This is a genomic window from Escherichia sp. E1130, from assembly GCF_005781065.1.
Taxonomy (GTDB): Bacteria; Pseudomonadota; Gammaproteobacteria; order Enterobacterales; family Enterobacteriaceae; genus Escherichia.
Map to the genome: position 1 here is coordinate 63,087 of NZ_VATL01000009.1, position 24,945 is coordinate 88,031.

At 51.1% G+C, this 24,945-nt stretch carries 23 protein-coding genes; 21 read left to right on the forward strand and 2 right to left on the reverse strand.

Going from position 1 to position 24,945, the window contains the following annotated elements; all coding sequences use genetic code 11:
- Positions 1–78: 78 nt before the first annotated feature.
- Both otsB and otsA read left to right on the forward strand, forming a co-directional pair.
- A complete protein-coding gene (otsB, locus tag FEK66_RS09505; RefSeq protein ID WP_130218666.1) occupies positions 79–882 on the forward strand; it encodes a trehalose-phosphatase in 804 nt (267 codons plus the stop codon).
- Positions 857–2,281, forward strand: coding sequence for an alpha,alpha-trehalose-phosphate synthase (gene otsA, locus FEK66_RS09510; RefSeq protein WP_130208533.1), 1,425 nt, complete (start codon positions 857–859; stop codon positions 2,279–2,281). The genes otsB and otsA overlap by 26 nt, the downstream gene beginning before the upstream one ends.
- A 6-nt stretch (positions 2,282–2,287) precedes the next feature.
- On the opposite strand, the gene uspC is transcribed toward otsA, so the two are convergent.
- A complete protein-coding gene (gene uspC / locus FEK66_RS09515) occupies positions 2,288–2,716 on the reverse strand; it encodes a universal stress protein UspC (RefSeq protein ID WP_130208531.1) in 429 nt (142 codons plus the stop codon).
- A gap of 780 nt (positions 2,717–3,496) precedes the next feature.
- Here uspC and flhD point away from each other — a divergent pair.
- From flhD to flhe, 15 genes are all read left to right on the forward strand, one after another.
- Positions 3,497–3,847 (forward strand): flagellar transcriptional regulator FlhD, encoded by a 351-nt coding sequence (flhD, locus tag FEK66_RS09520; RefSeq protein ID WP_130208529.1) that lies wholly within the window; start codon positions 3,497–3,499, stop codon positions 3,845–3,847.
- Positions 3,848–3,849: 2 nt separating this feature from the next.
- Positions 3,850–4,428, forward strand: a complete 579-nt coding sequence (flhC, locus tag FEK66_RS09525; RefSeq protein ID WP_064529301.1) for a flagellar transcriptional regulator FlhC — start codon at positions 3,850–3,852, stop codon at positions 4,426–4,428.
- 125 nt (positions 4,429–4,553) lie between these two features.
- On the forward strand, positions 4,554–5,441 hold the full coding sequence (gene motA / locus FEK66_RS09535) for a flagellar motor stator protein MotA (protein ID WP_130208527.1): 888 nt from the start codon (positions 4,554–4,556) through the stop codon (positions 5,439–5,441).
- Entirely contained in the window at positions 5,438–6,364 is a 927-nt protein-coding gene (gene motB / locus FEK66_RS09540) for a flagellar motor protein MotB (protein ID WP_131161115.1), read from the forward strand. Before motA ends, motB begins: the two co-directional genes overlap by 4 nt.
- A gap of 4 nt (positions 6,365–6,368) precedes the next feature.
- Positions 6,369–8,333 carry a chemotaxis protein CheA gene (cheA, locus tag FEK66_RS09545; protein ID WP_135494081.1) on the forward strand — a complete coding sequence of 655 codons (1,965 nt, stop codon included), beginning with the start codon at positions 6,369–6,371 and terminating at the stop codon, positions 8,331–8,333.
- A 21-nt stretch (positions 8,334–8,354) separates the two neighbouring features.
- A complete protein-coding gene (cheW, locus tag FEK66_RS09550) occupies positions 8,355–8,858 on the forward strand; it encodes a chemotaxis protein CheW (RefSeq protein WP_130218676.1) in 504 nt (167 codons plus the stop codon).
- A gap of 145 nt (positions 8,859–9,003) precedes the next feature.
- A complete protein-coding gene (tar, locus tag FEK66_RS09555; protein WP_135494079.1) occupies positions 9,004–10,659 on the forward strand; it encodes a methyl-accepting chemotaxis protein II in 1,656 nt (551 codons plus the stop codon).
- Complete coding sequence (locus tag FEK66_RS25675) at positions 10,659–10,796, forward strand: hypothetical protein (protein WP_165383289.1); 138 nt, start codon at positions 10,659–10,661, stop codon at positions 10,794–10,796. The genes tar and FEK66_RS25675 overlap by 1 nt, the downstream gene beginning before the upstream one ends.
- Entirely contained in the window at positions 10,793–11,653 is an 861-nt protein-coding gene (cheR, locus tag FEK66_RS09560) for a protein-glutamate O-methyltransferase CheR (RefSeq protein WP_135491485.1), read from the forward strand. The genes FEK66_RS25675 and cheR overlap by 4 nt, the downstream gene beginning before the upstream one ends.
- A gap of 2 nt (positions 11,654–11,655) precedes the next feature.
- Complete coding sequence (gene cheB / locus FEK66_RS09565; protein WP_135494075.1) at positions 11,656–12,705, forward strand: protein-glutamate methylesterase/protein glutamine deamidase; 1,050 nt, start codon at positions 11,656–11,658, stop codon at positions 12,703–12,705.
- Between the two features lie 14 nt (positions 12,706–12,719).
- Positions 12,720–13,109, forward strand: a complete 390-nt coding sequence (gene cheY / locus FEK66_RS09570; RefSeq protein ID WP_000763855.1) for a chemotaxis response regulator CheY — start codon at positions 12,720–12,722, stop codon at positions 13,107–13,109.
- Between the two features lie 10 nt (positions 13,110–13,119).
- Positions 13,120–13,764, forward strand: coding sequence for a protein phosphatase CheZ (gene cheZ, locus FEK66_RS09575; RefSeq protein ID WP_135494073.1), 645 nt, complete (start codon positions 13,120–13,122; stop codon positions 13,762–13,764).
- 207 nt (positions 13,765–13,971) lie between these two features.
- Positions 13,972–15,120 (forward strand): flagellar biosynthesis protein FlhB, encoded by a 1,149-nt coding sequence (flhB, locus tag FEK66_RS09580; protein WP_130208511.1) that lies wholly within the window; start codon positions 13,972–13,974, stop codon positions 15,118–15,120.
- Positions 15,113–17,191, forward strand: coding sequence for a flagellar biosynthesis protein FlhA (flhA, locus tag FEK66_RS09585; protein WP_135491483.1), 2,079 nt, complete (start codon positions 15,113–15,115; stop codon positions 17,189–17,191). The genes flhB and flhA overlap by 8 nt, the downstream gene beginning before the upstream one ends.
- The gene (flhe, locus tag FEK66_RS09590) at positions 17,191–17,586 is read left to right on the forward strand and encodes a flagellar protein FlhE (protein WP_130208733.1); all 396 of its coding nucleotides are present in this window, start codon (positions 17,191–17,193) and stop codon (positions 17,584–17,586) included. The genes flhA and flhe overlap by 1 nt, the downstream gene beginning before the upstream one ends.
- A 52-nt stretch (positions 17,587–17,638) precedes the next feature.
- On the opposite strand, the gene argS is transcribed toward flhe, so the two are convergent.
- Entirely contained in the window at positions 17,639–19,372 is a 1,734-nt protein-coding gene (gene argS, locus FEK66_RS09595) for an arginine--tRNA ligase (protein ID WP_138211457.1), read from the reverse strand.
- Positions 19,373–19,587: 215 nt separating this feature from the next.
- Between argS and FEK66_RS09600 the strand changes: the two genes are divergently transcribed.
- The 4 genes from FEK66_RS09600 to torZ all read left to right on the forward strand — a co-directional run bounded on the left by FEK66_RS09600 (position 19,588) and on the right by torZ (position 24,856).
- Positions 19,588–20,154 (forward strand): VOC family protein, encoded by a 567-nt coding sequence (locus FEK66_RS09600; protein ID WP_135494069.1) that lies wholly within the window; start codon positions 19,588–19,590, stop codon positions 20,152–20,154.
- 13 nt (positions 20,155–20,167) lie between these two features.
- A complete protein-coding gene (gene cutC / locus FEK66_RS09605; RefSeq protein WP_135494067.1) occupies positions 20,168–20,914 on the forward strand; it encodes a copper homeostasis protein CutC in 747 nt (248 codons plus the stop codon).
- 387 nt (positions 20,915–21,301) lie between these two features.
- The gene (locus FEK66_RS09610) at positions 21,302–22,402 is read left to right on the forward strand and encodes a NapC/NirT family cytochrome c (RefSeq protein WP_138211458.1); all 1,101 of its coding nucleotides are present in this window, start codon (positions 21,302–21,304) and stop codon (positions 22,400–22,402) included.
- Between the two features lie 24 nt (positions 22,403–22,426).
- On the forward strand, positions 22,427–24,856 hold the full coding sequence (gene torZ / locus FEK66_RS09615; RefSeq protein ID WP_135494063.1) for a trimethylamine N-oxide reductase TorZ: 2,430 nt from the start codon (positions 22,427–22,429) through the stop codon (positions 24,854–24,856).
- The last annotated feature ends 89 nt before the right edge of the window (positions 24,857–24,945 follow it).

Here is a 24,945-nt window from a genome sequence, read left to right on the forward strand (position 1 = left end):
CCTCGTCACACTGTCTATACTTACATGTCTGTAAAGCGCGTTCTGCGCGAACAATAAAAAGATAAGGAGGAGTACCGGGTGACAGAACCGTTAACCGAACCCCCTGAACTATCCGCGAATTATGCCTGGTTTTTTGATCTCGATGGAACGCTGGCGGAAATCAAACCGCATCCCGATCAGGTCGTCGTACCTGAAAATATTCTGCAAGGACTCCAGCTGCTGGCAACCGCAAGTGATGGTGCATTGGCATTGATATCAGGGCGCTCAATGGTAGAGCTTGACGCACTGGCGAAACCTTATCGCTTCCCGTTAGCGGGTGTGCATGGGGCGGAGCGCCGTGACATCAATGGTAAAACGCATATTGTTCATTTGCCGGAAGCGATTGCCCGGGATATTAGCGTTCAACTGCATACGGCTATCGCCAGGCTTCCCGGTGTGGAGATTGAGGCTAAAGGGATGGCGTTTGCGCTGCATTATCGTCAGGCACCGCAGCATGAGGACGCCTTATTGACATTAGCGCAGCGCATTACCCAGATTTGGCCGCAAATGGCGTTACAACAGGGAAAGTGTGTCGTTGAGATAAAACCGAGAGGCACCAGCAAAGGGGACGCGATTGCCGCATTTATGCAGGAAGTTCCCTTTATTGGCCGCAAGCCTATTTTTTTAGGTGATGACTTAACCGATGAATCTGGCTTCTCGGTCGTTAACAGGCTGGGCGGAATGTCAGTGAAAATTGGCACAGGCGCAACTCAGGCATCATGGCGGCTGGCGGGCGTGCCGGATGTCTGGCGCTGGCTTGAAATGATAACCAACGCATTACAACAACTAAAAAGAGACAATAACAGGAGTGATGACTATGAGCCGTTTAGTCGTAGTATCTAACCGGATTGCACCACCAGACGAGCACGCCGCCAGTGCCGGTGGCCTTGCTGTCGGTATACTGGGGGCGCTGAAAGCCGCAGGTGGACTGTGGTTTGGCTGGAGTGGCGAAACAGGGAATGAGGATCAGCCGCTAAAAAAGGTGAAAAAAGGAAATATCACCTGGGCCTCTTTTAACCTCAGTGAAAAGGATCTCGACGAATACTACAACCAATTCTCCAATGCTGTTCTCTGGCCCGCATTTCATTATCGACTCGATCTGGTGCAATTTCAGCGTTCCGCCTGGGAAGGCTATTTACGCGTGAATGCATTGCTGGCAGATAAATTACTGCCGTTGCTGGAAGACGATGACATTATTTGGATCCACGATTATCACCTGTTGCCATTTGCGCATGAACTCCGTAAACGTGGCGTGAATAATCGCATTGGTTTCTTTCTGCATATTCCTTTCCCAACACCGGAAATCTTCAACGCGCTGCCGACTTATAACACGTTGCTTGAACAGCTTTGTGATTATGATTTGCTGGGGTTTCAGACAGAAAACGATCGCCTGGCGTTTCTGGATTGCCTTTCCAACCTGACGCGCGTCACGACGCGTAGTTCGCGCAATCATACGGCCTGGGGCAAGGCATTTCGCACCGAAGTTTACCCTATTGGTATTGAACCGGATGAAATAGCCAAACAGGCTGCCGGACCGCTGCCGCCCAAACTGGCGCAATTAAAAGCGGAGCTGAAAAGCGTACAAAATATCTTTTCTGTCGAACGACTGGATTATTCCAAAGGTCTGCCTGAGCGTTTTCTCGCCTATGAAGCCTTGCTGGAAAAATATCCGCAACATCATGGCAAAATACGTTATACCCAGATAGCGCCAACCTCGCGTGGTGATGTGCAGGCATATCAGGATATTCGTCATCAGCTGGAAAATGAAGCCGGGAGAATTAACGGAAAATATGGGCAATTAGGCTGGACACCGCTTTATTATCTGAACCAGCATTTCGACCGTAAATTACTGATGAAAATCTTCCGCTATTCCGATGTCGGATTAGTGACGCCGCTGCGTGACGGGATGAATCTGGTGGCGAAAGAATATGTCGCCGCCCAGGATCCTGCCAATCCCGGCGTACTGGTACTTTCACAATTTGCGGGGGCGGCGAATGAACTGACGTCAGCGTTAATCGTTAACCCATACGATCGTGATGAAGTCGCGGCGGCGTTGAATCGGGCATTGACTATGTCGCTGGCAGAACGTATTTCCCGTCATGCAGAAATGTTGGAAATTATCGTGAAAAACGATATTAACCACTGGCAGGAGTGCTTTATTAGCGACCTAAAGCTGATAGTTCCGCGCAGCGCGGAAAGCCAGCAGCGCGATAAAGTTGCGACCTTTCCAAAGCTGGCGTAATTGCGCTTAATCTCCCTTAAGCGGAACCAACAGCACATCAACCTCACTTGAGGCAATCACACTTTTCGCAGAGCAGGATGCTCGCGAAAAGAAACTGTGATTATGATTACCGCAAATCACCAAATCGAATTTATGTTTACGGCATACCGCCAGAATATGTTCGCTCAACTCTCCGTAAGCTATAAACTTTTCTTCAACGGGATATCCAGCATCCTGAATTAATTTGTCCAGAAAGTTTTGTGTTTCTTCATGCATCACACTGCGTAAATCCTCAAGCATCGGCGCGGCTAATTGATTGTACATTTCTGGATCGGAAGCGAGGGTGATTAAACTGATACGCCCATTAACGGGACGGGCGATAGATACCGCTTTTGCTAACAGTTGCTGGCTTTCCGGTGAGACAGCAACGGCAACAAGAATATTGGCGTAACTCATAACCTGCTCCTTATTCTATGAACTTCAGGTGAGATCACAGCTTTACCCTGAATGAGCTATAGATGCAATAACAACTTGGTCAAAAATGCAAATATTAGCATGATCATTAATAAAGATAATTAATCAATATCGTAGTGTTACTATGTAGTCATGCGGGTGATGATGAGGAAGTGGAGAAATTGATTTCTCTCACTAAACAAATGGTTAATATTAATAAAACATCTTGTTAACATTGATATTGTTGGCAGCCTTAATTTTTTTTAAATGGCATATTATTATTTAATTGGCTGTTTTTTTAATGATTTACAGAGAACATAGATATTTATCCCATATCCGGGATATGGTTATTCACGGTGATTTATATTAACAGTGCGCAACATCTCAATTTTATCCCGCCACATCATTTTTGCTGGCAGATAAGCTGAAAAACTTTTTAACAGAATGAAATATACGCAAAACAAAAGTATGACTTATACATCAATGTTAAGTAATTGAGTGTTTTGTGTGATCCGTATCACACATTGTCGAAAATCGCAGCTCCGCTCCGTTGTATGTATGAGTGGTGACGAGTACAGTTGCGTCGAATTAGGAAAAATCTTAGATAAGTGTAAAAAGCATCACTCTGTGTAAGACGTGTTTCACCTCTTATGATGTCTGTGTGTTTTTTCGTTGATCGCTACTATTCCATTTTTATTTACTTTTTACCGGGATTTCCCGGCGACATCACGGGATGCGGTGATACCGCATAAAAAATAAAGTTAGTTATTCTGGGTGGGAATAATGCATACCTCCGAGTTGCTGAAACATATTTATGACATTAACTTGTCATATTTACTTCTTGCACAGCGTCTGATCGTTCAGGACAAAGCGTCCGCCATGTTTCGTCTCGGTATTAATGAAGAAATGGCTACAACGCTGGCGACGCTGACTCTTCCGCAAATGGTTAAACTGGCCGAAACCAATCAACTGATTTGTCAATTCCGCTTTGACAGCCACCAGACTATTAACCAACTGACGCAGGATTCCCGTGTTGACGATCTCCAGCAAATTCATACCGGCATTATGCTCTCCACGCGTTTATTGAATGATGTTAATCAGCCCGAAGAAGCACAACGTAAGAAAAGGGCCTGATCATGAGTGAAAAAAGCATTGTTCAGGAAGCCCGTGATATTCAACTCGCCATGGAGTTGATAACCTTGGGCGCTCGTTTGCAGATGCTGGAAAGTGAAACACAATTAAGTCGCGGACGCCTGATCAAGCTCTATAAAGAGCTGCGCGGAAGCCCGCCGCCGAAAGGGATGTTGCCGTTCTCTACCGACTGGTTTATGACCTGGGAACAAAATGTCCATGCGTCGATGTTCTGTAATGCATGGCAGTTTTTACTGAAAACCGGGTTATGTAATGGCGTCGATGCGGTAATCAAAGCCTATCGTTTATACCTTGAACAGTGCCCACAAGCCGAAAACGGACCACTGCTGGCGCTAACCCGCGCCTGGACTCTGGTGCGATTTGTCGAAAGCGATTTACTGCAACTTTCCAGCTGCAACTGCTGCGGCGGTAATTTTATCACTCATGCTCATCAACCTGTCGGCAGTTTTGCCTGCAGCTTATGTCAACCACCATCGCGCGCCGTAAAAAGACGTAAACTTTCTCAGAACCCTGCCGATATTATCCCTCAACTGCTGGATGAACAGAGAATACAGGCTGTTTAACCCATACGGTGTGGCGAAACACTCCAGCAGCGGTAATTAATTACCGCTGCTTATTTTTCTCCAGCCGTAAGGTAACGTCTGCCGACTGAACATCCTGTCATGGTCAACAGTGAAAGGATGATGTCGTGCTTATCTTATTAGGTTACCTGGTTGTTCTCGGTACAGTTTTCGGCGGTTATTTGATGACCGGTGGAAGCCTTGGAGCACTCTATCAACCCGCTGAACTGGTGATTATTGCCGGTGCAGGCATTGGGTCGTTTATCGTCGGCAATAATGGCAAAGCAATCAAAGGTACGCTTAAGGCGCTGCCATTGTTGTTTCGTCGCTCTAAATATACCAAAGCAATGTATATGGATTTGCTGGCGTTGCTTTACCGTCTGATGGCGAAATCGCGGCAAATGGGCATGTTCTCACTGGAACGCGATATTGAAAATCCACGAGAGAGCGAGATCTTCGCCAGTTATCCGCGCATCCTCGCGGATGCCGTTATGCTGGATTTTATCGTCGATTATCTGCGCCTGATTATCAGCGGCCACATGAATACCTTCGAAATTGAAGCCCTGATGGACGAAGAGATAGAAACGCACGAAAACGAGGCGGAGGTCCCGGCGAACAGCCTGGCGTTGGTCGGAGACTCTCTTCCTGCGTTTGGGATTGTTGCGGCCGTAATGGGAGTGGTGCACGCATTAGGATCAGCCGATCGTCCTGCTGCCGAATTGGGGGCGCTCATCGCACATGCGATGGTGGGGACTTTCCTCGGTATCTTATTGGCTTACGGATTTATTTCCCCGTTAGCGAGTGTTTTGCGCCAGAAAAGCGCCGAAACCAGCAAAATGATGCAGTGCGTCAAAGTCACACTGCTTTCTAATCTGAACGGTTACGCACCGCCTATCGCCGTTGAATTTGGTCGCAAAACGCTCTATTCCAGTGAACGTCCGTCGTTTGTTGAACTGGAAGAGCATGTGCGCGCGGTGAAAAATCCGCAACAACAGACGACAACCGAGGAAGCATGAAGAATCAAGCGCATCCGATTATTGTCGTCAAACGACGCAAAGCGAAATCCCACGGCGCAGCACATGGTTCGTGGAAGATTGCTTATGCTGACTTTATGACCGCGATGATGGCTTTTTTTCTGGTGATGTGGCTTATCTCCATCTCCAGCCCAAAAGAGCTGATTCAGATTGCGGAATACTTCCGTACGCCGCTGGCGACAGCGGTAACGGGCGGCGATCGAATTTCTAATAGCGAAAGCCCAATTCCCGGCGGCGGTGATGATTTCACCCAAAGCCAGGGGGAAGTGAATAAGCAGCCGAACATTGAAGAACTTAAAAAACGCATGGAGCAAAGTCGGCTGCGGAAATTGCGTGGCGATCTCGACCAGCTTATTGAATCAGACCCGAAACTACGGGCGATGCGTCCACATCTCAAAATCGATCTGGTACAGGAAGGTTTACGTATCCAGATAATTGATAGCCAGAATCGCCCGATGTTTAAAACCGGTAGTGCTGATGTCGAGCCCTATATGCGCGACATTCTGCGCGCCATTGCGCCGGTGCTGAACGGTATTCCTAACCGTATCAGCCTTTCCGGTCATACCGATGATTTCCCTTACGCCAATGGTGAGAAAGGTTACAGCAACTGGGAGCTTTCCACTGAACGCGCCAATGCGTCGCGCCGTGAGCTAATGGTGGGAAGTCTGGCTGATGGCAAAATTTTACGCGTTGTCGGCATGGCGGCGACCATGCGCTTAAGCGATCGCGGCCCGGATGATGCCGTTAATCGTCGAATCAGTCTGTTGGTACTGAATAAACAAGCCGAACAGGCCATTTTGCATGAAAACGCCGAAAGCCAGAATGAGCCGGTAAGCGTCCTGGAAAAACCTGGGGTAACACCGCAGGTCAGTGTTTCCACAATGCCATCAGCCGAATCGAGGTGACAGCGTGAGCATGGATATAAGCGATTTTTACCAGACATTTTTTGATGAAGCGGACGAACTGTTGGCCGATATGGAGCAGCATCTGCTGAATTTACAGCCAGAAGCGCCAGATGCCGAACAATTGAATGCCATCTTTCGTGCGGCCCACTCCATCAAAGGAGGGGCGGGAACCTTTGGCTTTAGCGTATTGCAGGAAACCACGCATCTGATGGAAAACCTGCTCGACGAAGCCAGACGCGGTGAAATGCTGCTTAACACCGACATTATCAATCTGTTTTTGGAAACGAAGGACATCATGCAGGAACAGCTCGACGCTTATAAACAGTCGCAAGAGCCGGATGCCGCCAGCTTTGACTATATCTGCCAGGCCTTACGTCAACTGGCAATAGAAGCGAAAGGCGAATCGACACCCGCCATGGCCCGGTTAAGTGTGGTTGCCAAAAGTGAACCGCAAGATGAACAGGGTAACAGTGAGTCGCCGCGACGAATTCTACTTTCGCGTCTGAAGGCGGGAGAAGTCGATCTACTGGAAGAAGAGCTGGGGCATCTGACAACGTTAACTGATGTGGTGAAGGGGGCGGATTCTCTTTCGGCAATATTACCGGGCGACATCGCCGAAGATGACATCAAAGCGGTGCTCTGTTTTGTGATTGAGGCCGATCAGATTACCTTCGAAAAAGTAGAGTCCGCGCCCAAAATATCCCCGCCACCGGTACTTAAACTGGCAGCCGAACAAGCACCAGCAGGGCGAGTGGAACGGGAAAAAACGTCGCGCGGCAGCGAATCTAGCAGCATCCGCGTGGCGGTTGAAAAGGTTGATCAGCTGATTAACCTCGTTGGCGAACTGGTGATTACTCAGTCGATGCTGGCCCAGCGCTCCAGTGAACTGGACCCGGTGAATCATGGGGATTTGATTACCAGCATGGGGCAGTTACAACGTAACGCCCGCGATTTGCAGGAATCAGTGATGTCGATTCGCATGATGCCAATGGAATATGTCTTTAGCCGCTATCCCCGGCTGGTGCGCGACCTGGCGGGTAAACTTGGCAAACAGGTGGAACTGACGCTGGTGGGCAGTTCCACCGAACTCGACAAGAGTCTGATAGAACGCATTATCGACCCGCTGACCCACCTGGTACGCAATAGCCTCGACCATGGTATTGAATTGCCAGAAAAACGACTCGCTGCGGGTAAAGATAGCGTTGGAAATTTAATCCTGTCTGCTGAACACCAGGGCGGCAACATCTGCATCGAAGTGACCGACGATGGCGCGGGGCTTAATCGAGAGCGGATTCTGGCAAAAGCCGCCTCGCAAGGTCTGAGCGTTAGCGACAACATGACTGACGACGAAGTGGCGATGTTGATATTCGCCCCTGGTTTTTCCACGGCGGAGCAGGTCACCGATGTCTCCGGGCGCGGCGTCGGCATGGATGTCGTCAAACGTAATATCCAGGAGATGGGTGGCCACGTTGAAATCCAGTCGAAGCAGGGCGTTGGCACCACAATCCGCATTTTACTGCCGCTTACGCTGGCGATCCTCGATGGCATGTCGGTACGCGTTGCTGACGAAGTTTTCATTCTGCCGCTGAACGCCGTCATGGAATCACTACAACCTCGTGAAGCCGATCTCCATCCACTGGCAGGCGGCGAGCGAGTACTGGAAGTGCGTGGTGAATATCTGCCCATCGTCGAACTGTGGAAAGTGTTCAACGTCGCAGGCGCGAAAACCGAAGCTACACAGGGGATTGTTGTCATTCTGCAAAGTGGCGGTCGCCGCTACGCCTTGCTGGTGGATCAGTTAATTGGTCAACATCAGGTGGTGGTTAAAAACCTTGAAAGTAACTATCGCAAAGTCCCTGGCATTTCTGCTGCAACCATTCTTGGCGACGGCAGCGTGGCACTGATTGTTGATGTCTCCGCCTTGCAGGCGATAAACCGCGAACAACGTATGGCGAATACCGCCGCCTGATTGAGTAAAAAGGGAATAAATATGACCGGTATGACAAATGTAACAAAGCTGGCCAGCGAACCGTCAGGCCAGGAGTTTCTGGTATTTACCCTCGGTGACGAAGAGTACGGCATCGATATTCTGAAAGTGCAGGAGATCCGTGGCTACGATCAGGTTACGCGGATTGCCAATACACCCGCGTTTATCAAAGGCGTCACTAATCTGCGCGGCGTGATTGTGCCAATTATTGATTTGCGTATTAAGTTCAGCCAGGTGGATGTGGAGTACAACGATAACACGGTGGTTATCGTTCTGAATCTTGGGCAGCGGGTGGTCGGCATTGTGGTAGATGGCGTTTCAGATGTTCTTTCGTTGACGACGGAACAAATTCGCCCGGCACCGGAATTTGCTGTGACGCTTTCCACAGAATACCTCACCGGCCTGGGTGCGCTGGGCGATCGCATGCTAATTCTGGTTAATATCGAAAAACTGCTGAATAGCGAAGAGATGGCGCTGTTGGATAGCACGGCATCAGAAGTCGCATAATTTATCCCGCCGTACTCAAATGAAATGAGCCCGATGCCCTGCGCATTGGGTTTTTCATTTTAATATCGCCATGACTGGCATCAGAAATAAAGTTTCCCTCCTTCCTGCCGATAACGAAACCAACTTGTTTTCAGGAAGGTGCCTTATGATTAACCGTATCCGCGTAGTCACGCTGTTGGTAATGGTGCTGGGGGTATTCGCACTGTTACAGCTTATTTCCGGAAGTCTGTTTTTTTCTTCTCTTCACCATAGCCAGAAAAGTTTTGTGGTTTCCAATCAATTACGGGAGCAGCAAAGCGAGCTGACCTCAACCTGGGATTTAATGCTGCAAACGCGCATTAACCTGAGTCGTTCAGCGGTGCGGATGATGATGGATTCATCCAATCAACAAAGTAACGCTAAAGTTGAATTGCTTGATAGCGCCAGGAAAACATTGGCCCAGGCTGCAATCCATTATAAAAAATTCAAAATCATGGCACCGTTACCTGAAATGGTCGCTACCCGTCGTAATATCGACGAAAAATATAAAAACTATCACACAGCATTAACAGAACTGATTGATTATCTTGATTATGGCAATACCGGAGCCTATTTCGCTCAGCCAACCCAGGGAATGCAAAATGCGATGGGCGAAGCCTTTGCCCAGTACGCCCTCAGTAGTGAAAAACGGTATCAAGCTATCGTCACTGACAACGCGGATGATTACCGATTTGCCCAGTGGCAACTGGCGGTTATCGCGCTGGTGGTGGTATTGATTCTGCTGGTGGCGTGGTACGGCATCCGCCGCATGCTACTTAACCCATTAGCGAAGATCATTTCTCACATCCGGGAAATTGCTGGTGGCAATCTGGCGCATACCCTCAGCATTGCTGGACGCAGCGAAATGGGCGACCTGGCACAGAGCGTTTCACATATGCAACGCTCTCTGACTGACACGGTCAACCATGTGCGCGAAGGTTCAGACGCTATCTATGCTGGTACTCGTGAAATTGCTGCGGGGAATACCGATCTTTCCTCCCGTACTGAACAGCAGGCATCGGCGCTGGAAGAAACGGCCGCCAGCATGGAACAGCTCACAGCAACAGTGAAACAGAACGCCGATAACGCCCGTCAAGCCTCGCAACTGGCGCAAAGTGCCTCCGATACTGCTCAGCATGGTGGCAAAGTCGTGGACGGTGTGGTGAAAACCATGCACGAAATTGCCGACAGTTCGCAGAAAATTGCTGACATTATTAGCGTTATTGATGGCATTGCTTTCCAGACCAATATCCTGGCACTGAACGCGGCTGTTGAAGCCGCCCGAGCAGGGGAACAGGGGCGTGGTTTTGCCGTGGTGGCGGGCGAAGTGCGTAATCTCGCCAGTCGCAGCGCCCAGGCGGCAAAAGAGATCAAAGCGCTGATTGAAGATTCCGCCTCCCGCGTTGATACCGGTTCGGTGCTAGTAGAAAGTGCCGGGGAAACCATGACGAATATTGTCAATGCCGTCACCCGTGTTACCGACATTATGGGCGAGATTGCCTCTGCATCGGATGAACAGAGTCGCGGTATCGATCAAGTGGCGTTGGCAGTGTCGGAAATGGATCGCGTCACCCAACAAAACGCATCGCTGGTGCAGGAGTCTGCCGCGGCGGCGGCGGCCCTTGAAGAGCAGGCCAGCCGTTTAACACAAGCAGTTTCCACATTCCGTCTGGCTGCAAGCTCGCAAACGAATAAACCACAATCCCGTCCAACCACTGAACAACCACCCGCACAGCCGCGACTGCGTATTACTGAACAAGATCCAAACTGGGAAACATTTTGATGAGTATTTACTCACTCGGTCATTTCAGCCAGATGGATCAGGTGATGCAACAAAACGTCGCACTGGCAGAAGAAGCGGCGGCAACGGCACAACGGGTGAATCAGTGGTTTCCTGAAGTGACTGAGAAGGCGCTATGACATCATCTCTGCCCTGCGGGCAAACGTCTTTATTGTTACAGATGACCGAGCGCCTGGCGCTTTCCGACACACATTTTCGGCGGATAAGTCAATTGATCTATCAACGTGCGGGGATAGTCCTGGCGGACCACAAACGCGACATGGTTTACAACCGCCTGGTGCGCCGTTTGCGCTCGCTGGGGCTTGCAGACTTCGGCCATTATCTGAATTTACTGGAATCTAATCAGCACAGCGGCGAGTGGCAGGCGTTTATTAATTCGCTGACTACAAACCTGACGGCATTTTTCCGCGAGGGGCATCATTTCCCATTGCTCGCGGAGCACGCCCGCCACAGCTCTGGCGAGTATCGCGTATGGAGTGCGGCGGCATCGACAGGTGAAGAACCCTACAGCATTGCGATGACACTGGCGGACACGCTGGGCACCGCGCCCGGACGCTGGAAAGTGTTCGCCAGCGATATCGACACCGAAGTGCTGGAGAAAGCCAGAAGCGGCATTTATCGCCATGAAGAGCTGAAAAACCTGACGCCGCAACAACTCCAGCGCTACTTCATGCGTGGTACGGGGCCGCATCAAGGGCTGGTGCGTGTGCGTAAGGCACTGGCGAACTACATTGATTTTTCCCCGCTGAATTTGCTGGCGAAACAGTACGCTGCGCCGGGGCCGTTCGATGCGATCTTCTGTCGTAACGTCATGATCTACTTCGATCAAGCGACCCAGCAGGAGATTTTGCGCCGCTTTGTACCGCTGCTTAAACCCGACGGATTATTGTTTGCGGGTCACTCTGAAAACTTTAGCCACCTTGAGCGCAGCTTCACATTGCGTGGACAGACGGTGTATGCGCTAAGTAAGGATTAACGATGAGCAAAATCAGGGTGTTGTCGGTCGATGACTCGGCACTGATGCGCCAGATAATGACAGAAATCATCAATAGTCATAGTGACATGGAAATGGTAGCGACGGCTCCCGATCCGCTGGTCGCGCGTGATTTGATTAAGAAATTCAACCCTGATGTGCTGACGCTGGACGTCGAAATGCCGCGTATGGACGGACTGGATTTCCTCGAAAAATTAATGCGTTTGCGACCGATGCCAGTAGTGATGGTTTCTTCTCTGACTGGCAAAGGTTCCGAAGTCACGCTGCGTGCTCTGGAGTTGGGGGCGATAGATTTTGTCACCAAACCGCAACTGGGGATCCGCGAAGGAATGCTGGCGTATAGCGAAATGATTGCCGAAAAGGTGCGTACGGCAGCAAGGGCAAGCCTTACTGCGCATAAACCGTTATCGGCACCGACACCGCTGAAGACCGGACCGCTCTTGAGTTCAGAAAAGCTGATTGCGATTGGTGCCTCAACGGGGGGAACTGAGGCGATTCGTCACGTATTGCAACCGTTGCCGCTTTCCAGCCCGGCACTGTTAATTACCCAGCATATGCCGCCCGGTTTTACCCGCTCTTTTGCCGACAGACTTAATAAGCTGTGCCAAATCGGCGTGAAAGAAGCCGAGGACGGAGAACGCGTCTTGCCGGGGCATGCCTATATCGCCCCGGGCGATCGGCATATGGAACTGGCGCGTAGCGGCGCGAATTATCAAATCAAAATTCACGATGGCCCGGCGGTTAATCGCCATCGGCCATCGGTAGATGTGTTGTTTCATTCTGTGGCCAAACAGGCGGGGCGTAATGCGGTTGGGGTGATTCTGACGGGCATGGGCAACGACGGCGCGACGGGAATGTTAGCAATGCGTCAGGCGGGGGCATGGACTCTTGCGCAAAATGAAGCAAGCAGCGTGGTGTTCGGCATGCCGCGCGAGGCCATCAATATGGGTGGCGTCTGCGAAGTGGTCGATCTTAGCCAGGTAAGCCAGCAAATGCTGGCAAAAATCAGTGCCGGACAGGCGATACGTATTTAAATCAGGAGTGTGAGATGGCGGATAAAGAGCTTAAATTTTTGGTTGTGGATGACTTTTCTACCATGCGACGCATCGTGCGTAACCTGCTGAAAGAGCTTGGATTTAATAATGTTGAGGAAGCGGAGGATGGCGCCGACGCTCTCAATAAGTTGCAGGCGGGAGGATATGGTTTTGTTATCTCCGACTGGAACATGCCCAACATGGATGGCCTGGAGTTGCTGAAAACGATTCGTGCTGATGGCGCGATGTCAGCATTGCCGGTGTTAATGGTGACTGCAGAAGCGAAGAAAGAAAACATTATTGCCGCAGCACAAGCGGGGGCCAGTGGCTACGTGGTTAAGCCATTTACCGCCGCGACGCTGGAGGAAAAACTCAACAAAATCTTTGAGAAACTGGGCATGTGAGGATGCGACTATGATGCAACCATCAATTAAACCTGCTGATGAAAATTCTGCTGGCGATATCATTGCGCGCATCGGCAGCCTGACGCGTATGCTGCGCGATAGTCTGCGGGAGCTGGGGCTGGACCAGGCCATTGCAGAAGCGGCGGAAGCCATCCCCGATGCCCGCGATCGTTTGTACTACGTTGTGCAGATGACTGCCCAGGCTGCGGAAAGGGCGCTCAACAGTGTTGAGGCTTCACAACCGCATCAGGATCACATGGAGAAATCAGCAAAAGCGTTAACCCAACGCTGGGATGGCTGGTTTGCCGATCCCATTGACCTTGCCGACGCTCGCGAACTGGTGACCGATACACGGCAATTTCTGGCGGATGTGCCGACGCATACCCGTTTTACCAATGCGCAGTTGCTGGAAATCATGATGGCGCAGGATTTTCAGGACCTCACCGGGCAGGTCATTAAACGAATGATGGATGTCATTCAGGAGATTGAACGCCAGTTGCTAATGGTGCTGCTGGAAAATATCCCGGAACAGGATGCACGTCCGAAACGTGAAAGCCAGAGTTTGCTGAATGGACCACAGGTAGATACCAGCAAAGCCGGTGTGGTAGCCAGTCAGGACCAGGTCGACGATTTGTTGGATAGCCTTGGATTCTGATTTGTATTGCCTGATGTGACGCGGCCGCGTCACATCGATCTTCAAGGTTGGATAAGGCGTTTACGCCGTACCCGACAAACATGTCACCATGCCTGATGTGCTGTGGCAAAAGCCCTAAATCCCGCCTTTTTTACCCCTTACTCAAACCATTGAACGCTTTGCGCTCTGGCATCATTCACGCTTATTACTCTTTCCAGGATTGGCGACGTGTCTGACGAGAGCGACGACAAAACAGAAGCCCCCACACCTCACCGACTTGAAAAAGCGCGGGAAGAGGGGCAAATCCCGCGTTCCCGTGAATTAACGTCGCTGCTGATTTTGTTAGTGGGCGTGTGTGTTATCTGGTTTGGCGGTGTGTCGCTGGCTCGTCGATTGTCGGGCATGCTCTCCGCGGGATTGCATTTTGATCACAGTATTATCAATGACCCGAACCTGATCCTCGGGCAGATTATTCTGCTGATCAGAGAAGCCATGCTGGCGCTGCTGCCACTGATTAGCGGCGTGGTGCTGGTGGCGCTCATTTCTCCGGTGATGCTGGGTGGGCTGGTATTTAGCGGCAAATCCTTGCAGCCGAAGTTTTCCAAACTCAACCCGCTACCGGGCATTAAACGGATGTTCTCGGCACAGACTGGCGCGGAGTTGCTGAAAGCGATACTGAAATCCATCCTGGTCGGCAGTGTGACGGGGTTTTATCTCTGGCACCACTGGCCGCAGATGATGCGTTTAATGGCCGAGTCTCCGATTACCGCCATGGGAAACGCCATGGATCTGGTTGGGCTATGCGCGTTGTTGGTGGTGCTTGGCGTTATTCCGATGGTGGGATTTGACGTCTTTTTCCAAATCTTCAGCCACCTGAAAAAGCTGCGTATGTCACGGCAGGATATTCGTGATGAGTTCAAACAAAGTGAAGGCGACCCTCATGTCAAAGGGCGAATCCGTCAGATGCAGCGAGCTGCGGCGCGGCGGCGGATGATGGCCGATGTGCCGAAAGCGGACGTTATCGTCAATAACCCAACTCACTACTCAGTGGCTTTGCAGTACGACGAAAACAAAATGAGTGCGCCAAAAGTCGTTGCCAAGGGCGCGGGGCTGGTGGCATTACGCATTCGTGAAATAGCCGCTGAAAATAACGTCCCGACCCTCGAAGCGCCTCCGCTGGCGCGTGCGCTGTATCGACATGCTGAAATCGGTCAACAAATACCTGGTCAACTCTATGCCGCCGTGGCGGAAGTGCTGGCCTGGGTCTGGCAACTGAAACGTTGGCGTCTGGCTGGTGGACAGCGCCCTGTACAACCAACTCATCTTCCGGTGCCGGAAGCCCTGGATTTTATTAACGAGAAACCGACCCATGAGTAATCTGGCCGCGATGCTGCGCCTGCCCGCAAACCTGAAATCGACACAATGGCAGATCCTTGCCGGACCGATTTTGATCTTGCTGATTTTGTCGATGATGGTGCTGCCATTGCCTGCCTTCATTCTCGACCTGCTGTTTACCTTTAATATCGCGTTGTCGATCATGGTGTTGCTGGTGGCGATGTTTACCCAGCGTACGCTCGAGTTTGCCGCCTTTCCGACAATCCTGCTGTTCACCACGCTGTTGCGTCTGGCTCTTAACGTAGCTTCAACCCGTATCATTTTGATGGAAGGGCATACCGGCGCGGCGGCGGCTGGAAAGGTGGTCGAAGCGTTCGGTCACTTCCTCGTTGGTGGCAATTTCGCTATCGGTATCGTGGTGTTCGTCATTCTCGTGATCATCAACTTTATGGTTATCACCAAAGGTGCCGGGCGTATCGCGGAAGTGGGCGCGCGCTTTGTTCTCGATGGTATGCCGGGTAAGCAGATGGCGATTGACGCCGACCTTAACGCTGGATTGATTGGTGAAGATGAGGCGAAAAAACGCCGCTCCGAAGTGACTCAGGAAGCCGATTTTTACGGCTCAATGGACGGGGCAAGTAAGTTTGTTCGCGGCGATGCCATTGCCGGGATCCTCATCATGGTCATTAACGTTGTCGGCGGATTGCTGGTTGGTGTGCTGCAACATGGCATGAGCATGGGGCACGCGGCGGAAAGTTATACGCTATTGACCATAGGCGACGGTCTGGTGGCACAAATCCCGGCACTGGTGATTTCTACCGCCGCGGGGGTCATCGTTACGCGTGTCAGCACCGATCAGGATGTTGGCGAGCAGATGGTGAATCAGCTTTTCAGTAACCCAAGCGTTATGTTGTTAAGCGCCGCCGTGCTCGGTTTACTCGGGCTGGTGCCAGGAATGCCGAACCTGGTATTTTTGCTGTTCACGGCGGGATTGCTCGGGCTGGCCTGGTGGATCCGCGGACGCGATCAAAAAGCGCCAGCCGAACCAAAACCGGTAAAAATGGCAGAGAATAATGCTGTAGTCGAAGCAACGTGGAATGATGTGCAACTGGAAGATTCTCTGGGAATGGAAGTGGGCTATCGACTGATCCCGATGGTTGATTTCCAACAAGATGGCGAGTTGCTGGGCCGTATTCGTAGTATTCGCAAGAAATTTGCCCAAGAAATGGGCTTCCTGCCGCCGGTGGTGCACATTCGCGACAATATGGATCTGCAACCGGCACGTTATCGTATTTTGATGAAAGGCGTAGAGATTGGCAGTGGCGATGCTTATCCGGGGCGCTGGCTGGCAATTAACCCGGGTACCGCTGCCGGGACGTTACCTGGTGAAGCGACCGTCGATCCGGCTTTTGGTCTGAACGCTATCTGGATCGAAAGTGCGCTAAAAGAACAGGCGCAGATTCAGGGGTACACCGTGGTTGAGGCCAGCACAGTGGTGGCAACGCATCTTAACCATCTCATTAGCCAGCACGCCGCAGAGTTGTTTGGTCGCCAGGAGGCGCAACAATTGCTGGATCGCGTCGCCCAGGAGATGCCAAAGCTGACGGAAGATCTCGTTCCTGGCGTCGTCACGCTCACCACGCTACATAAAGTGCTGCAAAATCTGCTCGATGAAAAAGTGCCGATTCGCGACATGCGTACCATTCTCGAAGCGCTGGCGGAGCATGCGCCCATTCAGAGCGATCCGCATGAATTAACCGCCGTCGTGCGCGTGGCGTTGGGGCGAGCGATTACCCAGCAGTGGTTCCCCGGCAAAGATGAAGTCCATGTTATTGGCCTCGACACGCCGCTGGAACGTTTGTTATTACAGGCGTTGCAAGGCGGGGGCGGACTGGAGCCAGGGCTGGCGGATCGTTTACTGGCGCAAACTCAGGAAGCGCTATCCCGTCAGGAGATGTTGGGTGCGCCGCCTGTATTGTTGGTGAACCACGCGCTGCGACCATTATTGTCTCGCTTCCTGCGCCGCAGCTTGCCGCAGTTAGTGGTGCTGTCGAATCTGGAACTATCTGATAACCGACATATCCGCATGACGGCGACAATTGGCGGTAAATGATGAGAACTTTATTGGCTATGCTGTTGTTTCCGGTGATTGCGCAAGCCGCCGGGGAGGGGATGTGGCAGGCAAGTAGTGTCGGAATTACGCTAAATCATCGCGGTGAGTCGATGTCTTCTGCGCCTCTTTCTTCGCGACAACCTGTTTCAGGATTGATGACGCTGGTGGCGTGGCGTTATCAGCTTATCGGTCCGACCCCCGCGGGACTGCGGGTACGTTTATGCTCACAATCTCGTTGTGTCGAATTAGAGGGGCAGAGCGGAACCACCGTGGCCTTTTCCGGTATAGCGGCAGCAGAACCATTGCGCTTTATCTGGGAAGTGCCTGGCGGTGGGCGGTTAATTCCGCCGCTGAAAGTACAACGTAATGAAGTGATTGTGAATTATCGGCGGTGATAAAAAAGCCGATGTCCGTAACTGCGACATCGGCCTTTGACACATAACGCGATTACATACGCTCTACAGTCTCAATACCCAGCGTATCCAGACCCAGCTTCAGCGTCTTCGCCGTCAGTTGTGCCAGTTTCAGACGGCTGTTACGCACTTCTTCGTTTTCTGCGCTGAGGATCGGGCAGTGCTCGTAGAAGCCAGAGAACAGACCAGCCAGATCGTACAGGTAAGCACACATCACGTGCGGTGTGCCTTCACGGGCAACCACGGTGAGGGTTTCTTCAAACTGCAGCAGACGAGCAGCCAGTTGCGCTTCACGATCTTCACGGATGATTACCGGAGCTGAAGCCAGTTGCTCTTCGTTAATTTCTGCTTTACGGAACACAGACAAAACACGCGTGTAAGCATACTGCATGTATGGCGCGGTATTACCCTCAAACGCCAGCATGTTGTCCCAGTCGAAGATGTAGTCGGTAGTACGGTTTTTGGAGAGATCCGCGTATTTCACCGCGCCGATACCCACCGCATTGGCCAGTTTTTCCAGCTCGTCAGCTGGCATATCCGGGTTCTTTTCTGCCACCAGACGACGTGCGCGCTCCAGGGCTTCATCCAGCAGATCGGCCAGTTTCACCGTACCGCCCGCGCGGGTTTTGAACGGTTTGCCGTCTTTGCCCAGCATCATGCCGAACATGTGGTGTTCCAGCGGTACGGATTCCGGCACATAGCCTGCTTTGCGGACGATCGCCCATGCCTGCATCAGGTGTTGATGCTGACGGGAGTCGATGTAATACAGCACGCGATCGGCATGCAGTGTTTCATAACGATATTTCGCACAGGCGATATCAGTAGTGGTGTAAAGATAGCCGCCATCTTTCTTCTGAATGATCACGCCCATCGGTTCGCCTTCCTTGTTTTTGAACTCATCAAGGAATACGACGGTTGCGCCTTCGCTTTCTACTGCCAGACCTTTGGCTTTCAGGTCCGCTACGATACCCGGCAGCATCGGGTTGTAGAGGCTTTCGCCCATCACGTCATCGCGGGTTAGCGTCACGTTCAGACGATCGTAGGTGATCTGGTTCTGCGTCATGGTGATGTCGACCAGTTTGCGCCACATCTCGCGGAAGTATTCGTCACCGCTTTGCAGTTTTACCACGTAGTTACGTGCGCGCTCAGCGAACTCTTCATCTTCATCGTAATGCTTTTTCGCATCGCGGTAGAAACCTTCAAGGTCAGCCAGTTCCATTTCACCGGCGTTTTCCTGCTGCTGTTTTTCCAGCCACGCAATCAGCATACCGAACTGAGTACCCCAGTCGCCGACGTGGTTCGCGCGAATCACTTTGTGACCGAGGAACTCCAGAGTACGCACTGCCGCGTCACCAATAATGGTAGAGCGCAGGTGACCGACGTGCATCTCTTTCGCCACGTTCGGTGCGGAGTAGTCAACCACAATGGTCTGTTTTCCTGGCGTAGCAACACCGAGACGATCTGACGCCAGCGCCTGCTGAACATGTTCAGCCAGGAATGCCGGATCAAGGAAAATGTTGATAAAGCCTGGACCGGCGATCTCAACTTTGCTGGCGATACCGTTAAGATCCAGATGAGTCAGCACCTGCTCTGCTAATTGTCGCGGTGCCATACCCAGTTTTTTAGCGACTGCCATCATGCCGTTAGCCTGATAGTCGCCGAACTGAACTTTTGCTGACTGACGAACCTGCGGTTCGCAATCCGCAGGCGCGCCTGCCGCAATCATGGCCTGACGGACTTTTTCTGAGAGAAGAGCCTGAATATTCACCGGAATACCTTACATTGATGAAGCGAGCAAAAATTGCCCGCACCAGTTAAAGAAATTAGGGCGGGAGTATACTGCAAATGGCTGTTTTCGTCAGCAACGTGCGCGCGGCGCATTGCCGTTTTTACTATTGCATCAGAAGCGGCGTGAAATCAGCGGTTGGTTGGCGCAGGGCAACAGGGTAAATTAACGCTTTTACTAAAAGACGAAGAGTGATTATGGCGAACTGGCAATCAATCGACGAGCTGCAGGATATTGCATCGGATTTACCGCGATTTACCCACGCATTAGATGAACTTTCCCGCCGTCTGGGATTGGATATCACTCCGCTGACTGCCGATCACATTTCTTTGCGTTGCCATCAAAACGCCACCGCTGAACGCTGGCGTCGCGGGTTTGAACAGTGCGGTGAACTCCTGTCAGAAAATATGATCAATGGCAGGCCGATTTGTCTGTTTAAATTGCATGAGCCGGTACAGGTTGCTCACTGGCAGTTTTCCATTGTTGAGCTACCGTGGCCCGGGGAAAAACGTTACCCGCACGAAGGTTGGGAACATATTGAAATCGTTCTGCCGGGCGAGCCAGAAACGCTGAATGCCCGTGCGCTGGCGTTGCTTTCTGATGAAGGACTCAGCCTGCCGGGGATCTCAGTTAAAACCAGTTCGCCAAAAGGTGAGCATGAGCGATTACCGAATCCGACGCTGGCGGTCACCGATGGCAGAACAACCATTAAGTTTCATCCGTGGTCCATTGAAGAGATCGTCGACAGCGAGCAGTCGGCGTAATTAAGGAGCAAAAATGGCATTACTGGAAATTTGCTGTTACAGCATGGAGTGCGCACTAACGGCGCAGCAAAATGGCGCTGACAGAATTGAATTGTGTGCGGCACCGAAAGAAGGGGGCTTAACGCCGTCGCTGGGCGTGCTTAAATCCGTGCGCCAGCAGATAACGATTCCCGTACATCCGATCATCCGCCCGCGCGGTGGTGATTTTTGCTACAGCGACGGCGAGTTTGCCGCCATTCTTGAGGATGTTCGTACTGTCCGCGAATTAGGCTTTCCGGGACTGGTGACGGGCGTTCTCGATGTTGACGGTAATGTCGATATGCTACGAATGGAAAAAATAATGTCTGCTGCCGGTCCGTTGGCCGTTACTTTTCATCGTGCCTTCGATATGTGTGCTAACCCATTAAATACAATGAATAATCTTGCGAAATTGGGCATTGCCCGGGTACTGACTTCCGGGCAAAAATCAGACGCTCTGCAAGGTTTATCAAAAATTATGGAACTTATTGCCTATGGTGATACTCCAATCATCATGGCCGGAGCAGGAGTTCGCGCAGAAAACCTGCACCACTTCCTCGATGCCGGAGTGCTGGAAGTCCATAGCTCCGCGGGAGCGTGGCAAGCCTCACCGATGCGTTATCGTAATCAAGGATTGTCCATGTCATCAGATGCACACGCGGACGAGTATTCGCGTTATGTCGTAGACGGGGCGGCGGTTGCTGAAATGAAAGGAATCATTGAACGCCATCAGGCCAAATGATTTTTACCGTTGCATCATGTCGCCCAATATGATGCTTGCTCGTACCAGGCCCCTGCAATTTCAACAGGGGCCTTTTTTTATTTCCTGGCAGTATAAAAAACGAACGATTGCTGTGATGTGTAGAACGGGTGACAGTGCGCATAGCGTTGTGCTTAAAATGTTTTATATATTCACATTAATTATGTTATTTAAATTACTAAAACTGACAAATATATATTATAAATAACGGCTGGGTTATTCTTTCGCAATTAATGATTACATTGTAATAAATCATATTCTTTATCGATTATTTCAGGCAGTGTTGTGCCGAATTAAGCAAGTAGTCAATTCGTTGTGTATTTATTTATACAATGATTTCGGTGTCCTGGAATTTAATTAGAGGAATCTATGCGAGGGAAAAAACGCATTGGGTTATTTTTTCTGCTGATAGCGGTTGTGGTTGGTGGCGGCGGGTTATTGCTTGCGCAAAAAGCCTTACATAAAACGTCGGATACAGCATTTTGTCTTTCCTGCCACTCGATGAGTAAACCTTTTGAGGAATATCAGGGAACTGTCCACTTTGCGAACCAGAAAGGTATACGTGCGGAATGTGCCGATTGCCATATTCCAAAGTCAGGGATGGATTATTTATTTGCCAAATTAAAAGCATCTAAAGATATTTATCATGAATTTGTTAGCGGCAAAATAGACAGTGACGATAAGTTCGAAGCGCATCGTCAGGAAATGGCCGAAACAGTATGGAAAGAATTAAAAGCATCGGATTCTGCAACGTGCCGTAGTTGCCATTCTTTTGATGCGATGGATATTGCCTCGCAAAGTGAATCTGCGCAGAAAATGCATACCAAAGCGCAAAAGGAGGGTGAAACGTGTATTGATTGTCATAAAGGAATTGCCCATTTCCCGCCAGAAATAAAAATGGATGACAACGCGGCGCATGAACTGGAAAGTCAGGCTGCCACTTCTGTGACCAATGGCGCACATATTTATCCTTTCAAACCTTCCCACATAGGCGAACTGGCCACTGTGAATCCTGGTACCGATCTCACCGTCGTTGATGACAGTGGCAAACAGCCGATCGTTCTGTTGCAGGGTTATCAAATGCAGGGCAGTGAAAACACGCTCTACCTGGCGGCAGGTCAACGTCTGGCGCTAGCCACATTAAGTGATGAAGGTATCAAGGCGCTAACGGTAAACGGGGAATGGCAGGCTGACGAATACGGTAATCAATGGCGTCAGGCGTCATTACAAGGGGCGCTAATCGATCCCGTATTAGCGGATCGTAAACCGTTATGGCAATACGCTGAAAAACTCGATGACACCTATTGTGCTGGCTGCCATGCGCCTATTGCCGCTGACCATTACACCGTCAATGCCTGGCCCTCTATCGCCAAAGGAATGGGGGCGCGAACCAGCATGAGCGAAAACGAACTGGACATTTTGACGCGGTACTTCCAGTACAACGCCAAAGATATTACCGAAAAACAGTGATCCTCGTAGATCAGGGAGGAAGTTATGACATTAACAAGACGTGAGTTTATTAAACATAGCGGTATTGCTGCCGGGGCGCTGGTGGTGACATCGGCTACGCCGTTACCCGCATGGGCAGAAGAGAAGGGCGGAAAAATCCTCACCGCGGGTCGTTGGGGAGCGATGAACGTAGAAGTGAAGGACGGTAAGATTGTTTCTTCGACAGGCGCGCTGGCGAAGACTATCCCGAACTCGTTACAGTCTACGGCGGCGGATCAGGTGCACACTACGGCGCGTATTCAGCATCCGATGGTGAGAAAAAGTTATCTCGACAATCCACTGCAACCGGCAAAAGGTCGCGGGGATGACAGCTACGTTCAGGTGAGCTGGGAACAGGCATTAAAACTGATTCATGAGCAACACGATCGCATCCGCAAGGCCAACGGCCCTTCGGCCATTTTTGCAGGGTCTTACGGCTGGCGTTCATCAGGGGTGCTGCATAAAGCGCAAACGCTGATGCAACGTTATATGAATCTGGCGGGGGGATATTCCGGGCATAGTGGCGATTACTCTACCGGGGCTGCGCAGGTGATCATGCCGCACGTTGTCGGTTCTGTGGAGGTCTATGAACAGCAGACTTCCTGGCCGCTGATTCTGGAAAACAGTCAGGTGGTGGTGTTGTGGGGCATGAACCCGCTGAATACCTTAAAAATTGCCTGGAGCAGTACCGATGAACAAGGGCTGGAATACTTCCATCAGCTGAAAAAATCGGGCAAACCGGTGATTGCCATCGACCCTATCCGTTCCGAAACAATCGAGTTCTTTGGCGATAACGCGACCTGGATCGCGCCGAATATGGGGACCGACGTGGCGCTGATGTTAGGCATCGCGCATACCCTGATGACTCAAGGCAAACACGATAAAGCCTTCCTTGAGAAATACACCACCGGTTATCCGCAGTTTGAAGAGTATCTGTCCGGCAAGAACGATAATACGCCGAAGAGTGCGGCCTGGGCGGCAGAAATTACTGGTGTACCGGAAGCGCAGATTGTCAAACTCGCTGAACTGATGGCGGCGAATCGCACGATGCTGATGGCTGGTTGGGGGATCCAACGCCAGCAATACGGCGAACAGAAACACTGGATGCTGGTGACGCTGGCGGCGATGTTAGGGCAGATTGGTACACCGGGCGGCGGTTTTGGTTTCTCTTATCATTACTCCAACGGTGGCAACCCGACGCGTGTTGGCGGCGTGCTGCCAGAAATGTCTGCGGCGATTGCCGGACAGGCAAGTGAGGAAGCTGATGATGGCGGAATGACCGCGATTCCGGTCGCCCGTATTGTCGATGCGCTGGAAAATCCTGGCGGCAAATATCAGCACAACGGTAAAGAACAAACGTATCCGAATATCAAAATGATCTGGTGGGCGGGTGGCGGTAACTTTACTCATCACCAGGATACTAATCGCCTGATTAAAGCTTGGCAGAAACCGGAGATGATCGTCGTTTCTGAATGCTACTGGACGGCAGCAGCCAAACACGCAGATATCGTATTACCGATCACCACATCGTTTGAGCGCAATGACCTGACGATGACCGGTGATTATAGCAACCAGCATATTGTGCCGATGAAGCAAGCTGTCGCTCCGCAATTTGAAGCGCGTAACGATTTTGACGTGTTTGCCGATCTTGCGGAATTACTGAAACCTGGCGGAAAAGAGATCTATACCGAAGGTAAAGATGAAATGGCGTGGCTGAAATTTTTCTATGATGCCGCCCAGAAAGGTGCGCGTGCGCAACGCGTGACTATGCCAATGTTTAATGCCTTCTGGCAGCAAAATAAACTGCTTGAAATGCGCCGCAGCGAGAAGAACGAGCAATATGTTCGCTATGGCGATTTCCGCGCCGATCCGGTGAAAAACGCGCTGGGTACACCAAGTGGCAAAATTGAAATCTACTCAAAAACACTGGAAAAATTTGGCTATAAGGATTGCCCGGCACACCCGACCTGGCTGGCTCCTGATGAATGGAAAGGTACCGCCGACGAGAAGCAGTTGCAGCTTCTGACCGCGCATCCGGCACATCGTCTACACAGTCAGCTTAACTATGCGGAGCTGCGTAAAAAATATGCGGTTGCCGATCGTGAGCCGATCACAATTCACACCGAAGATGCAGCTCGGTTTGGTATTGCAAATGGCGATCTGGTCCGTGTCTGGAATAAACGTGGTCAGATCCTGACAGGCGCTGTGGTGACTGACGGGATCAAAAAAGGCGTTGTATGCGTGCATGAAGGTGCATGGCCGGATCTGGAAAATGGCTTGTGTAAAAACGGCAGTGCGAACGTGTTAACGGCGGATATCCCCAGCTCGCAGCTGGCGAATGCCTGTGCCGGTAACTCTGCGCTGGTGTATATCGAAAAATATACGGGCAATGCGCCGAAGTTAACGGCGTTTGATCAGCCAGCTATTCAGGCATAAGACGTGAAAAGCGCCCGGAAACGGGCGCTGAGGTTATGCAAACGCAAAACTGCCTGATGTGCTATGCTTATCAGGCCTACATAGTCCCT